The sequence below is a fragment of the Pseudonocardia oceani genome, assembly GCF_019263585.2.
Lineage (GTDB): Bacteria > Actinomycetota > Actinomycetes > Mycobacteriales > Pseudonocardiaceae > Pseudonocardia > Pseudonocardia oceani.
The window spans coordinates 5122096-5134950 of record NZ_JADQDF010000001.1; the positions used below are offsets into that span (position 1 = coordinate 5122096).

At 70.3% G+C, this 12855-nt stretch carries 14 protein-coding genes; 12 read left to right on the top strand and 2 right to left on the bottom strand.

Features of this window, described 5'->3' with window-relative positions; genetic code table 11:
* The first annotated feature begins 229 nt into the window (after positions 1-229).
* From I4I82_RS25505 to I4I82_RS25530, 6 genes are all read left to right on the top strand, one after another.
* Entirely contained in the window at positions 230-793 is a 564-nt protein-coding gene (locus tag I4I82_RS25505) for a cupin domain-containing protein (RefSeq protein ID WP_226370246.1), read from the top strand.
* A gap of 32 nt (positions 794-825) precedes the next feature.
* Positions 826-2331, top strand: a complete 1506-nt coding sequence (locus I4I82_RS25510; protein WP_218591105.1) for a CoA-acylating methylmalonate-semialdehyde dehydrogenase — start codon at positions 826-828, stop codon at positions 2329-2331.
* Between the two features lie 23 nt (positions 2332-2354).
* Positions 2355-2858, top strand: coding sequence for a VOC family protein (locus I4I82_RS25515; RefSeq protein WP_218591104.1), 504 nt, complete (start codon positions 2355-2357; stop codon positions 2856-2858).
* Between the two features lie 12 nt (positions 2859-2870).
* Positions 2871-3728 (top strand): mycofactocin-coupled SDR family oxidoreductase, encoded by an 858-nt coding sequence (locus I4I82_RS25520; protein ID WP_218591103.1) that lies wholly within the window; start codon positions 2871-2873, stop codon positions 3726-3728.
* Positions 3729-3799: 71 nt separating this feature from the next.
* Positions 3800-4828, top strand: a complete 1029-nt coding sequence (locus tag I4I82_RS25525) for an NADP-dependent oxidoreductase (RefSeq protein WP_218591102.1) — start codon at positions 3800-3802, stop codon at positions 4826-4828.
* An 84-nt stretch (positions 4829-4912) separates the two neighbouring features.
* Positions 4913-5602 carry a TetR/AcrR family transcriptional regulator gene (locus I4I82_RS25530; RefSeq protein WP_225922268.1) on the top strand — a complete coding sequence of 230 codons (690 nt, stop codon included), beginning with the start codon at positions 4913-4915 and terminating at the stop codon, positions 5600-5602.
* Positions 5603-5770: 168 nt separating this feature from the next.
* Here the strand turns inward: I4I82_RS25530 and glnA are convergent, their stop codons facing one another.
* Positions 5771-7195 (bottom strand): type I glutamate--ammonia ligase, encoded by a 1425-nt coding sequence (gene glnA, locus I4I82_RS25535; RefSeq protein WP_218591100.1) that lies wholly within the window; start codon positions 7193-7195, stop codon positions 5771-5773.
* 142 nt (positions 7196-7337) lie between these two features.
* Here glnA and I4I82_RS25540 point away from each other — a divergent pair, with 142 nt between their 5' ends.
* The 3 genes from I4I82_RS25540 to I4I82_RS25550 are packed head-to-tail and all read left to right on the top strand — an operon-like array spanning position 7338 to position 9104.
* Entirely contained in the window at positions 7338-7793 is a 456-nt protein-coding gene (locus I4I82_RS25540; RefSeq protein ID WP_218591099.1) for an RDD family protein, read from the top strand.
* A gap of 34 nt (positions 7794-7827) precedes the next feature.
* Positions 7828-8352 (top strand): GyrI-like domain-containing protein, encoded by a 525-nt coding sequence (locus tag I4I82_RS25545; RefSeq protein ID WP_218591098.1) that lies wholly within the window; start codon positions 7828-7830, stop codon positions 8350-8352.
* Positions 8340-9104, top strand: a complete 765-nt coding sequence (locus I4I82_RS25550) for a MerR family transcriptional regulator (RefSeq protein WP_218591097.1) — start codon at positions 8340-8342, stop codon at positions 9102-9104. The genes I4I82_RS25545 and I4I82_RS25550 overlap by 13 nt, the downstream gene beginning before the upstream one ends.
* Here the strand turns inward: I4I82_RS25550 and I4I82_RS25555 are convergent, their stop codons facing one another.
* Entirely contained in the window at positions 9105-9836 is a 732-nt protein-coding gene (locus I4I82_RS25555; RefSeq protein ID WP_218591096.1) for a DUF4191 domain-containing protein, read from the bottom strand.
* 34 nt (positions 9837-9870) lie between these two features.
* Here I4I82_RS25555 and I4I82_RS25560 point away from each other — a divergent pair, with 34 nt between their 5' ends.
* The 3 genes from I4I82_RS25560 (at position 9871) to I4I82_RS25570 (ending at position 12841) form a co-directional block, all read left to right on the top strand.
* Positions 9871-10332, top strand: coding sequence for a nuclear transport factor 2 family protein (locus tag I4I82_RS25560; RefSeq protein WP_218591095.1), 462 nt, complete (start codon positions 9871-9873; stop codon positions 10330-10332).
* 150 nt (positions 10333-10482) lie between these two features.
* Positions 10483-11562, top strand: coding sequence for an LLM class flavin-dependent oxidoreductase (locus I4I82_RS25565; protein ID WP_218591094.1), 1080 nt, complete (start codon positions 10483-10485; stop codon positions 11560-11562).
* Position 11563: 1 nt separating this feature from the next.
* Positions 11564-12841 (top strand): NtaA/DmoA family FMN-dependent monooxygenase, encoded by a 1278-nt coding sequence (locus I4I82_RS25570; RefSeq protein WP_218591093.1) that lies wholly within the window; start codon positions 11564-11566, stop codon positions 12839-12841.
* The last annotated feature ends 14 nt before the right edge of the window (positions 12842-12855 follow it).

Consider the following 12855-nt stretch of genomic DNA (forward strand, 5'->3'; position numbering starts at 1 on the left):
ACAGCCTGTCGATTCGAGCGTGGGGTGCGCGGTGCAGGTTCGGGCATCGTGCCGGGCTGAGCCCCGGAGCGGTCGCTCCACAGACGCTGAGCAGCGTCTTCAAGGAGTAGACAGTGCGTCGATAAAAACAAACTTGCCGTTGACGACAGACGGCATGCTGTCTAGTCTCATCGCCGCAGGACGCAGTGCTCCGCTTGTCACTGCGGCACCGAGACGAGGAGGAATGTTCATGACATCCACATCGGACGTCGCGCAGATCCAGCCGGCCGACACCCGCAACGGCGAGAGTTACGTTTCACGCCGCGACCAGATCGGTTTCACGATGACCGGCGACTTCATGACCGGTGTCGATTTCTGGATCCACGCGACCGGCGAGACCACCAACGGCCAGCTGATCGTGATCGAGACCGACTGGAAGCGCGGCACCGAGCCCGTGTGGCACACCCACCACCGTGAGGAGGAGGGCTTCTTCGTCATGGATGGCGAGATCAGGATCCACACCGAGGAAGGCTCGTACAGCGCTGGAAAGGGCCAGTTCGTCTGGGGGCGCAAGAATGAGCGCCACACCTACGAGGTGGTGGGCGAGCAGGCCCGCATCCTGGTGGTGTTCGTGCCCGGGCCGGACGTCGACCGCTTCGAGCCCGACGGCGGCATCGACAAGTACTTCTACTCCGCACGCGACCGAGAGCTGCAGACCCCGGAACAGCTCCGGGCCGAGGCCGAGAACCTCCTGGTCAACTACGGGGTGGAGATCTTCCCGGAGCTCGCCCATCCCCGCGATGCCAAGGCCTGAACGAGCCCGCGACGAGGGACGGAGGAGCAGCGGTGAGCATCGATCTGGCACTCGACACGGTGCCGCACTGGATCGCCGGAGCCGTGGTGGCGCCGGCGGACGGTCTGCGTCACGAGATCCGTGACCCGGCGACCGGACGCATGGTGGGCGCCGTCGAGTTGGGCGGCGCGGACGTCGTGGGCAGGGCCGTGCTCAGCGCTCGATCCGCGGCGGGGGCCTGGGCTGCCACTCCGGCCCCCGCACGGACGGCGGTACTGCACCGGTTCCGGGCGCTCCTGCTCGAGCACCGCGACGAGCTCGCGTCGCTGATCACCCGCGAGCAGGGCAAGACGCTCGCGGACGCCCAGGGTGAGCTGGCCCGGTCGGTCGAAGCCGTCGACGTCGCCCTCTCCGTCATCCAGCAGCTGAAGGGCGAGTACGCCGACCAGGTGGCCAACGGTGTCGACACGTACTCGTTCCGGCAGCCGCTGGGCGTGTGCGTCGGCATCACCCCGTTCAACTTCCCGGCGATGGTGCCGGTGTCGATGTTCAGCGCCGCGCTCGCCTGTGGCAATGCGTTCGTCCTCAAGCCCAGCGAGCAGGCCCCCACCGTGGCCGTGCGGCTGGCCCGCTTGCTGCAGGATGCCGGCCTGCCCGACGGGGTGTTCAACGTCGTCCACGGCGGCAAGGACGCGGTTGACGCGTTGCTGGACCATCCGGACGTCGCGGCGGTCTCGTTCGTCGGCTCGACCGCGGTTGCACGGGAGGTGTACCGGCGAGGTGCCGCGGCCGGCAAGAAGGTCCAAGCTCTCGGCGGCGCCAAGAACCACATGGTCGTGTTGCCCGACGCCGACCTCGACGCCGCAGCGGACGCCCTGGTCTCGGCCGCCTACGGCGCGGCCGGACAACGTTGCATGGCGATCACCGTCGCGGTCGCCGTCGGTGAGGCGGCGGACACGCTCACCGCCAGGACCGCCCAGCGGATCGCGTCCCTGAAGGTCGGGCCCGGTACGGGGCCCGACTCCGACATGGGTCCGCTGATCTCCGGCGCAGCCCTCGACCGAGTCCGTGGGGCGCTCCAGCGTGCGGCCGAGCAAGGAGGGCAACTGGTCGTGGACGGTCGCGATCTCCCTGCCCCGGGCCCTGGTTACTTCATCGGCCCCAGCTTGGTCGACCACGTGGACGTCGCCAGTGAGCTGTACAGGGAAGAGGTGTTCGGGCCGGTGCTCAGCGTCGTGCGCGCCGACGACCTGGATCACGCCCTCGACATCGTCAACGCCAACTCCTACGGCAACGGCTCATCGATCTTCACCACCAGCGGGCCCGCCGCGCGGCGGTTCACCCGCGGTGTGCGTACCGGCAGCGTCGGCGTCAACGTGCCCATCCCACTGCCGACCGCCTGGTTCGGATTCGGAGGGTGGGGTGACTCGCGGTTCGGGGACGACGGCCTGAACTACGACGCCTACCGGTTCTTCACGCGAGCGAAGGTGGTCACGCAGCGGTGGACCGAGCCGGCGGCCGGTCTCGTCCCGCACTTCGTGGCCTCGGGCACGTCGTAGCGGACCGGAACAGGACGTCCACCATGCAGTCCAGCACAGATGTCGGCAACGCGAGTGCCGGCCGGCCGGCCGACGCCGACAGGCCCACGGGCAGCCCGGAACTCGACCACGTCGGCGTGCTCGTACGTGACCTTCCGGCGGCTGCGGCGGCCTGGGCCGACAGGTTCGACGTCGGCGTCGTCCGGCGGTTCGAGGCGCCGGACCTCGACCTCAGCGCGGTGTTCCTCGGCATCTCCGGGGCCGCGATCGAGCTGTACACGCTCCATGACGAGGCCGCTCTCGACCGCGTCCTCGGTGCACGCCCCGCGGCGCTCGACCACGTGGCTCTCCGACTGCGGGGACCCGGTGGTCCAGAGCTGTCGGGTTGTCTGATCCGAGGCCCCGGTCGTCCCGAACCCATCGCGGCGCCCATCCACCTCGGCGGAGCAACGCACGTGTGGACCGAACCACCCGGGATCGACGTGCTCCTGCAACTGATCACGCCCTCGGCAGAGGCATCCCGCAATCAACCACTCAAGGAGGAGTAGACGATGGGACGCATGGACGGAAAGGTCGCACTGGTCACCGGGGCGGCACGAGGTCAAGGTCGAGAAATCGCCGTGCGCCTTGCGGAAGAAGGCGCTGACATCGTGGCGATCGACTGCCCGGAGAAGGGTCCGATTCCTTACCCGCTGGGTTCTCCTGAGGACCTCCAGCAGACCGTCGAGGAAGTCGAGGCACTGGATCGGCAGATCCTTGCGCACGAGGGAGATGTCCGCCGGCAGAAGTCCTTGGACGATCTGGTGGCCGAGGGGATGAAGCGCTTCGGTCGGATCGATGTCGCGGTGGCGAACGCCGGCGTGTGGACGGTTCATCCCTTCGCCGAGATCCCCGAGGAAGACTTCCGGGACGTCCTGGATGTCAATGTCCTCGGTGTCTGGCGAACGCTGAAGGCGGTCACGCCACACATGCAGGAAGCCGGCGGAGGCTCGGTGGTCGTCACCGCTTCCGGCAACGGAGTCGAGGGTGCCCCCGGCTACGTCCATTACGTCGCATCGAAGCATGCGGTGCTCGGGCTGGCGAAGAGCGCCGCCCTGGCCTTCGGCCAGTACAACATCCGCGTCAATTCCCTGCTGCCCGGACCCACCGACACCAAGGCGTTGGACTGGCAAGGCGGGTACGACCTCTGCGCGGGTCGCGGACCCGGTCAGGGAACGAAGGAAGACCTCCAGGGTGCGAAGTACTGGACCGTGCTGGAGAACGTGGGGCTCTTGCCGCCGCGCGCGATGGCCGAGGCGGTGTTGTGGCTCGCCTCGGACGAATCCCGATGGACTTCCGGGCTGGAACTCCATGTCGATGGCGGACATTCGATAATGCCGGGCCTGAACCTCGCGAAGATGGTCGCTGATCAAGGATAGCGATCCGAAGCCGCTACGCCGCACGTCGACGATCTGCGTGTTCAGGTGAATCGATGATCCGAGGAGGAGCAGTGAAGAAATCCGTCAACCGGCTCTACCGGCTGCGCAGTCGGCCCCGCGGCCAGATCCGCGACCGGGATCTCGAGTGGCTCGAAGAACCGGTCGGGGGCCTCGACGAAGGGCAGGCGCTCATTCGCACTCACTACCTGTCCCTGGATCCCACCAGTCGCGTCTGGATGAGCTCCACCCGAGGCTACATGCCTCCGGTCGAACTGAACGCCGTGATGCGCGGCGTCGGAGTCGGGCAGGTCGTCGAATCACGACGCGACGATCTGCCGACGGGCTCGTTCGTGCAGGGGTTCACCGGATGGCAGGACTACTGCGTGGCCGATGACACGACGCTCGAGGCGCCGTTCACGGTGCTTCCCGATCCGCTGCCCGCACCTCTGCACACGTTCCTCGGCGTGCTCGGGCACACCGGGATCACGGCTTACCTCGGCGTCGAGATCGGTGACCCCGAGCCGGGGGAGACGTTCGTCGTCTCCGCCGCGGCAGGCGCTGTCGGGTCCATCGCCGGTCAGCTGGCCAAGCAGCGCGGTGCCCGGGTGGTGGGTATAGCGGGCGGCGCGGAGAAGTGCCGGTACGTGGTCGACACGCTCGGATTCGACGCCTGCGTCGATCGACACGCCGATGACTGGCGTGAACAGCTCGACAAGGCCACTCCCCTCGGGATCGACGTCGACTTCGAGAACGTCGGCGGCAAGATCATGGACCACATCCTGGGCCGGCTGAACGTGGGCGCGCGTATTCCCCTGTGTGGGATGATCGCCGACTACAACAATGATGACGAGAAAGAGGGGTTGCTCAACCTCGACCAGCTGCTCATGCAGCGGGTGCAGCTCACAGGCTTCATCGTTTCCGATCATGTCGATCGATTCGGTGAGGTCATCGGCAGGATCGCCGGTGCGCTCGAAGAAGGCACGCTGCGATACGAGGAGACGGTGATAGCGGGTCTTGAGAATGCCCGCGAGGCGCTCAACACGGTCTTTTCCGGCGAGAGCCGAGGGAAGCTCGTCATCAAGGTCGGCGCCTCGGAGTAACTGCAGTGGTTGCGCGGTCTCACGCGTATCGGGCCCGGCTGAGGACGCACGGAGGTAGCGAATAGGGAAGTGGGCTACCCTGCAATGGTGGCTACTCCCTCCTCATCCGGTCCGGTCAGGGCGGACGTTCGCGTCGGGAGGCGGCGGCCCACGAAGGGTGATCGGCGCGAGCAGGCGATCCTCGAGGGTGCGTACGAGCTGCTGCGTGACACGCCGCTCCGCACCGTGTCCATCGACGACCTGGCCAAACGGGCCGGTCTGTCTCGGTCGTCGTTCTACTTCTACTTCCAGTCCAAGTGGCAGGTCCTGTTCGCGATGCTCGGGCCCGTCGCAGAAGATGTGTTCACCGCCTCACGGCTCATCTTCGAGCGTCCCGTGGAAATGACCCCGCAGGAGGCGATGGAGCGATCCGCGGCGGAGGTCGTGGCCGTATGGGACCGGCACGGTCACATTCTGAGGGAGGTCGGGGACGCGGTAGGGGCCGAGCCCGAGCTGCGGGCGCAGTGGGACTCGATCCTGGGTCAGTTCATCGAGGCCGCTGCCGCCGCCATCGAGCGCGACCGCGCGACCGGGGTGGCCGTCAGCGGCCCACCCGCACGAGCGCTGGCAGCAGCGCTGATGTGGATGGGCGAACGGAACCTGGGGCTGATGAGCCTGCGCAGCGAGAACGCGATCCACCCCGAGGACATCGCCGAGACGATGGCCACGGTGTGGCTGCGCTCCGTCTTCGGCGTCGGGACCCGAGCCCAGTCGAAGACTGGAACTGCTGTGTGATGTGGCGATCCTGATCAGCTCCAGCGACGAGGCTCATCGCAGCGTTCGGGGCGCACTTGGGGCGCACGAGCACGAAGAACGGCGGTTGACGCTGGTAACCGTCGAGAGACGTTCCACCAGGTCAACCGCCGTTTTCGGCCTGACGCAGAGGTCAGGAAAACGCCCGAATCAGACGTCGTAGTACAGCGCGAACTCGTACGGGTGCGGGCGCAGGCGCAGCGGCGTGATCTCGGTGTCCCGCTTGTAGTTGATCCACGTCTCGATCAGGTCGGGGGTGAAGACGCCACCCTCGAGCAGGTAGTCGTGGTCGACCTCGAGCCGGTCGAGCACCGCGTCGAGGCTCGTGGGGACCTGGGCGATGTCCTTGGCCTCCTCGGGCGGGAGCTCGTAGAGGTCCTTGTCGACGGGCGCGGCCGGCTCGATCTTGTTCTTGATGCCGTCCATGCCGGCCATCATCATCGCCGAGAACGCCAGGTAGGGGTTGCCCGACGAGTCGGGGCAGCGGAACTCCAGGCGCTTGGCCTTGGGGTTGTTGCCCGTCAGCGGGATGCGGATGCAGGCGGAGCGGTTGCGCGCGGAGTAGACGAGGTTGACCGGGGCCTCGAAGCCGGGCACCAGGCGGTGGAACGAGTTCACCGTCGGGTTGGTGAAGGCCAGCAGGCTCGGCGCGTGGTGCAGCAGGCCGCCGATGTAGTAGCGGGCCATGTCGGACAGGCCGCCGTAGCCGGACTCGTCGTGGAACAGCGGCTGGCCGTCCTTCCACAGCGACTGGTGGGCGTGCATGCCCGAGCCGTTGTCACCGAAGATCGGCTTCGGCATGAAGGTGACGGTCTTGCCCGCGTGCCAGGCCGTGTTCTTGATGATGTACTTGAACAGCATCACGTCGTCGGCCGAGTGCAGCAGCGTGTTGAACTTGTAGTTGATCTCCGCCTGGCCCGCGGTGCCCACCTCGTGGTGGCCGCGCTCGAGCACGAAGCCCGCGTTGATCAGGTTGGTGGCCATGTCGTCGCGCAGGTCGGCGTAGTGGTCGACCGGCGGGACGGGGAAGTAGCCGCCCTTGAAGGGGACCTTGTAGCCCAGGTTGCCGCCGACCTCGTCGCGGCCGGTGTTCCACCAGCCCTCGACCGAGTCGATGTGGTGGTACTGCTGGTGCGGGTCGGATCCGAACTTGACGGAGTCGAAGATGTAGAACTCCGCCTCGGCGCCGAAGAAGCAGGTGTCGGCGACGCCCGACGCGGCGAGGTACTCCTCGGCCTTGCGCGCCACGTTCCGCGGGTCGCGGCTGTAGGGCTCGCCCGTGATCGGGTCGTGCACGAAGAAGTTCATGTTGAGCGTCTTGTGCTTGCGGAACGGGTCGAGGCGGGCCGTCGCCGGGTCCGGGAACAGCGCCATGTCGGACTCGTTGATGGCCTGGAAACCGCGGACGGAGGATCCGTCGAAGGCGATCCCGCCGTCGATGAAGTCCTGGTCGAAGGCGGTGGCGGGCACGGTGAGGTGCTGCATCACGCCGGGAAGGTCGCAGAAGCGGATGTCGACGTACTCGACCTTCTCGTCACTGATGAACTTCAGGACCTCTTCGGAGTTGCTGAACACCCTCGTTGACTCCTTCGAACGGTTCTCGGGTTGCGGCGGACGCTAGGGCGACGGTGTTGCCCGGCGGTCACTCGGCGGTTTCACAGAGGTTAACGGGAACGACGGTCGGCAGGGTCACATCGGGACCGCCTACCCTGGTGACATGCCCCGATGGATCGACACGTGGATGCCCGGCTCCGGGCCGGAGGCCCCCGGCGGCGGCTACCCGGGGGAGCGGCTGGGGCTGCCGGCGCAGGGCGTCAGCGCGGTCGCGGGCTTCGGCCGCAGGCTCGCCGCGCTCACCGTCGACTGGCTGCTGGGCTACGGCATCGCCGCGCTGTTCCTCGGCGCCGACGTCGGCACGTCGCCGTTCGCGGTGCTCGGGGTGTGGTTCCTGCTGACGGCCGTGCCGGTCGCGGTGTTCGGCTCCAGCGCCGGCATGACGGCGCTGGGGATCCGGGTCGCGTCGGTGGGGTCCGAGCCCGTCGTCGGGGTGCCGCGGGCGGTGCTGCGGACGGCGCTGATCGCCCTGCTCGTGCCCCCGCTGGTCCGTGACTCCGACGGCCGGGGATGGCACGACCGGGCGGCGCGCACCGTCGTGGTCCGCACGCGCCCTTGACCCTCCCCGTGCAGGAGGTCCGAGGGTCGTTCCCATGACGCCCACGACCCTCGCCCCGAACCTGTCCACGGTCCCCGCCCGCGCGCTGCTCGCCGTCGACGGGTGGGGAGCGCCGGAGGACGCGCCGTTCGCGGCGGCCGTCCGCGCGCTGTTCGCCGTGCGGGCCGCCCTCGGCGCGCGCGACGACGTGGCGCTGGAAGGCACCTACGCCCAGGACGGTGACGCTCTGCGCTTCGACCTCGGCGCCCCTCACGGCTGGCACTGGAGCCTCGCCGTGCCCGCACCCGACGGCCGCACCGCCGACGCCGTGACCACCGCGGCCGCCCGGTTCGGGGCCCCCGTCGTGCTGCGCGCGCAGCCGGAGCAGCGGGTGGCGCAGCTCGTGCACCGCGGCCCCTACGACGACGAGCAGCCCTCGCTCGACGCGCTCTACGCGTTCGTCGCGGAGCAGGGTCTGCGCCCGGCCGGGCCGCACACCGAGGTCTACCTGACCGACCCGGGCACGACGGCCCCCGCCGAGCTGCGCACGGTCCTGCGGGTGCCGGTGTGGACGGGCTGATGCCGATCGGCGCGTTCGCGCGCCTCGCCCGGCTGACGGTCAAGGCCGTGCGGCACTACGACGCCGAGGCGCTGCTCGTGCCCGTGCACGTCGACCCGGGGTCGGGCTACCGCTACTACCGCGCCGACCAGGTCCGCACGGCCACGACGATCGCGCTGCTGCGCGGCCTGGACGTGCCGCTGGCCGTGGTTCGGGAGGTGCTCGACGCGCCCGACGGCGACGCGGTGGCGACCGTCCTGTCCCGCGAGCGCGCCCGGCTGCGCCACGAGCTGGCCCGGCGCGAGGAGGTCCTGCGCAGCCTCGACGGGCTGCTGCGGCGCCCCGAGCGCGTGCGCTACGACGTCACCGTCGCCGACCGGGCGCCGCAGGGGATCGCCGGCGTCACCGGGCCGGTGCGGGCGGCCGCGCTCGACGACGACACCGGCGCGCTGTGCCGCCGCGCGCTCGCCGCGACGACCGCGCGGGGGCCGCTGGTGGCGGTGTTCCCGCTCGACCTCGTCGACGAGTTCCCGGTGACCGCGGGCCTCCCGTCGGAGGCGCCCGACGTGGTGCTGCCGGGCGGGCCGTGGGCGACGACGTTGCACGTCGGGCCGTACCCGGAGCTGCCCCTGGCCTACTCCGCGCTGCTGGAGCACGTGCGCGAGCGGGGGCACGAGGCCGTCGGGCCGGTGAGCGAGACGTACCTGACCGACCCGTCGACGGCCGCTCCCGAGGAGCTCGTCACGCGGATCGCGGTGTTCCTGAGGGAGTGATCAGCGGCGCTTGACGGTGCGCTGCACGCTGCGCATCTTCGCGCCGGCGGGCATCGGGCCCTTGGGCAGCGCGGCGGCGCGGGAACCGAGCGCGGCGAGGCGGGCCTCGATCGTCTCCATCTCCTTGACGGTGATGTTGCGCGGCAGCTTCATGAGGTGGCGCTGCAGGCCCTTGAGCGGAACCTGCCCCTCCTCGTTGCCGACGACGACGTCGTAGATCGGGGTCTGGCCGGCGACGCGCGCGGTGCGCTTCTTCTCCTGCGCCAGCAGTCCCTTGACGCGGTGTGGGGCGCCCTCGGCGACGAGGATGACGCCCGGGCGGCCGATGACGCGGTGCACGGCGTCGAGGTGGGTGGTGCCGGCGATGCCCTGGGTGACGCGCCACTGGCCGCGCAGGTTGTCGAGCGCCCAGCCCGCGGCGCCCGGCTGCCCGTCGGCCTTGGTGTAGACGTTGCGCTGCACGCGGCGCCCGAAGATGCTCACGGCCGCGAGCAGGCCCAGCGCGATGCCGATGGGCAGCAGGATCAGCCAGATGCCGAAGATCGCCCCGATGCCGACGGCCAGCGCGACGGCGAGCAGGAAGGCGCCGAGCATCCACGGGATGAGCGCCTTGTCCTCCTTGCGCTGCATCTGGAACGCCTGCCAGATCTGCTGGCGACGCGCCTTCGAGGCGGCCCGCTTCTCCAGCCGAGCTGCCTTCTTCGCTGCCTTGTCGGGCTTCCCACCGGCCATGTCGTCCAGGATACGGGTCGGCCACACTGGCGTGATGGGCGCGCTGGAGACGATCATCCGCTACTACGACGGCTGCTCCACCGGCGACGTCGACGCCATGCTCGGCACGCTCGACCCCGACGTCGTCCACTGGTTCCTCGCGCCCAACACCGGGTCGGCGCCGGTGCGCGGCGGGGAGCACCTCGCGCGGTACTGGCGCAAGGTCGCGGGGATGATCGGGGCGCGGTGGGTGGTCGACCACGCGCTGCTCGGGTCGACGCCGGACGGGCGGGACGAGGCCGTCATCGAGTGGACGATGTTCTGGCACCCGACGCCCGGGGCCGACCGGGTGGCCACCCGCGGCGCGGAGTGGTTCGTGTTCGCCGCCGGCGGGCGCATCGCCGAGATCCGCTCCTACTACCAGCAGCGGCTGGAGACGACGGAGCTCGACGGCTTCCCCTACGCCGGGCGCGGGTACTCCACGGCGGGCGCGGAGCGGAGCCGGCTGCACCCCTGACGGCCCGTCCGGGGGCTCGCACACAGGTTCCGGGGCTCGCACATGGGGCCGGACCTGTGTGCCGGCCCCGCGCCCTGTGTGCGAGCGGCGGGGAATGTGGTCCGGGGGAGCCCGGTTGCCCCGGGGAGAGCATCCGGCGAGGGGAGACGCATGCGGACGGCACACCTGGCGGTGGAGGTGTCGGGCTTCGGCCGGCACCCGGAGGCGTGGCGGGTGGCGGGGGTGCCGCGGGAGGCGCTGCTCACCCCGGCGCACCACATCGGGACCGCGCAGCTCGCCGCGCAGGCCGGGGCCGACTTCCTCGCCCTGCCCGACTCCTTCGGTCCCGACTCGCTCCTCGACGCCGTCGCGATCGCCGCGCGCGTGGCGCCCGTCGTCCCCGGCATCGGGCTGGTTCCGACGGCCACCACGACGCACACCGAGCCGTTCCACCTCTCCAAGGCCATCGCCACGCTCGACCTCGTCTCCTCGGGGCGCGCCGGCTGGGAGCCCGCCGTGTCGCGCACGCCGGAGGAGGCCGCGCAGTTCGGCCGCAAGCCCGCCGCGCCCGTCGCCGACCTGTGGCGCGAGGCCGCCGAGGCGATCGAGGTCGTCGTCGCGCTGTGGGACTCCTGGGAGGACGACGCCGTGATCCGCGACGTCCCCACCGGCCGCTACGTCGACCGCGACAAGCTGCACTACGTCGACCACGTCGGCGAGTTCTTCTCCGTCAAGGGCCCGTCGATCACGCCGCGCAGCCCGCAGGCGCACCCGCTGGTCGTGGTGCGCGAGGAGCCCGACTCGCTCGCCGTCGCCGCGCGGTGGGCCGACGTCGTGCGGATCGCCGCGCCCGACCTCGGAGCCGCGCACGCCACCCGCGAGCGCATCCGGACCGCCGTCGCCGACGCCGGGCGCGATCCCGACGACGTCGCCGTGCTGCTCGACGTCGAGGTCCTGCTCGACGCCGACGAGACCGCCGCCCGCCGCGCCTACGACGACCTGGGCGAGCACCCCGCGCAGACGCTGCGCGTGGTCGGCGGGCCCGACGAGTTCGTCGCCGTGCTGGCCGAGCGCGCCGTCGACGGCGTCACGGCCGTCCCGCTGGCACTGCCCGGCGGTCTGCGGGTGCTGGCCGACGAGGTGGCGCCCCGGCTGCTCGCCGCGGGTCTGCGCGTCCCGGCCGACCCGACCGCCACGCTGCGCGGCCGCTTCGGCCTGTCCCGTCCCGCCAACCGCTTCTCGGGGGTCTGACATGGCGAAGAAGCAGATCCACCTCGCCGCCCACTTCCCGGGCGTCAACAACACGACGGTGTGGAGCGACCCTCAGGCGGGCAGCCAGACCGACTTCGCATCCTTCGTCGCGTTCGCGCAGAACGCCGAGCGCGGCCTGTTCGACTTCCTGTTCCTCGCCGAGGGCCTGCGCCTGCGCGAGCACCAGGGCAAGGTCCACGACCTCGACGTCGTCGGGCGCCCCGACACGTTCACGGTGCTGGGCGCGATCGCCGCCGTCACCACGCACCTCGGGCTCGGCGGCACGATCAACACGACGTTCAACGAGCCGTGGGAGCTGGCCAAGCAGTTCGCCTCGCTCGACCACCTCTCCGGCGGGCGCGCCGCCTGGAACCTCGTGACGAGCTCGGACGCGTTCACCGGCGAGAACTTCCGCCGCGGTGGCTTCCTGAAGCCCGAGCAGCGCTACGACCGCGCGCAGCAGATGCTCGACGCCGCCCGCGAGCTGTGGCTCTCCGACGGCGCGCCGATCGACCACCACAGCGACCAGTTCGACATGGTCAGCCGCTTCCCGATCCCGCCGACGCCGCAGGGGCACCCGGTGCTGATCCAGTCCGGCGACTCCGACGCCGGCCGCGAGTTCGGTGCCAGGACCGCCGACGCGATCTTCTCCCGGCACGGGTCGCTGGAGTCGGGCCAGGCCTTCTTCGCCGACCTCAAGGGCCGGATGGGCAGGTACGGCCGCCGCCCGGAGGACGTCACGATCCTGCCGGCCACGACGTTCGCGCTCGGGGACACCGAGGCCGAGGCGCAGGAGAACGGCCACCGGATCCGCGAGGCGCAGGTCAGCCCGCAAACGGCGATCGCGTTCCTGGAGCAGGTGTGGGGGCGCGACCTCTCGGCGTACGACCCCGACGGCCCGCTGCCCGATGTCGACCCCGACCCGGCCGCGGAGATCACCCGCGGCCGCGTGCGGCACGAGAAGGATCCGGTCGCCGTCGCGAACCGGTGGCGGGAGCTGGCCGAGGCCAAGGGTGGGCTGTCGATCCGCGAGCTGATCATCGAGACCACGGCCCGGCAGTCGTTCGTGGGCACGCCCAAGCAGGTGGCGCAGCAGATGGACGCCTACGTCCAGGCCGACGCCTCCGACGGCTTCATCCTCGTCCCGCACCTGACGCCCGGCGGGCTCGACGAGTTCGTCGAGAAGGTGGTGCCGGAGCTGCAGGACCTGGGCAGCTACCGCACCGAGTACACCGGGCCGACCCTGCGCGACCACCTGGGCCTGCAGAACCCCTCGTGAGTGGCAACCGTGGC

What these genes read in the sequence shown, in the direction of transcription:
- I4I82_RS25505 (WP_226370246.1), top strand. Translation starts at nt 230, where the DNA reads ATGACATCCACATCGGACGTCGCGCAGATCCAGCCGGCCGACACCCGC.
- I4I82_RS25515 (WP_218591104.1), top strand. Translation starts at nt 2,355, where the DNA reads ATGCAGTCCAGCACAGATGTCGGCAACGCGAGTGCCGGCCGGCCGGCC.
- I4I82_RS25520 (WP_218591103.1), top strand. Translation starts at nt 2,871, where the DNA reads ATGGACGGAAAGGTCGCACTGGTCACCGGGGCGGCACGAGGTCAAGGT.
- I4I82_RS25530 (WP_225922268.1), top strand. Translation starts at nt 4,913, where the DNA reads ATGGTGGCTACTCCCTCCTCATCCGGTCCGGTCAGGGCGGACGTTCGC.
- I4I82_RS25540 (WP_218591099.1), top strand. Translation starts at nt 7,338, where the DNA reads ATGCCCCGATGGATCGACACGTGGATGCCCGGCTCCGGGCCGGAGGCC.
- I4I82_RS25545 (WP_218591098.1), top strand. Translation starts at nt 7,828, where the DNA reads ATGACGCCCACGACCCTCGCCCCGAACCTGTCCACGGTCCCCGCCCGC.
- I4I82_RS25555 (WP_218591096.1), bottom strand. Translation starts at nt 9,836, where the DNA reads ATGGCCGGTGGGAAGCCCGACAAGGCAGCGAAGAAGGCAGCTCGGCTG.
- I4I82_RS25560 (WP_218591095.1), top strand. Translation starts at nt 9,871, where the DNA reads ATGGGCGCGCTGGAGACGATCATCCGCTACTACGACGGCTGCTCCACC.
- I4I82_RS25565 (WP_218591094.1), top strand. Translation starts at nt 10,483, where the DNA reads ATGCGGACGGCACACCTGGCGGTGGAGGTGTCGGGCTTCGGCCGGCAC.
- I4I82_RS25570 (WP_218591093.1), top strand. Translation starts at nt 11,564, where the DNA reads ATGGCGAAGAAGCAGATCCACCTCGCCGCCCACTTCCCGGGCGTCAAC.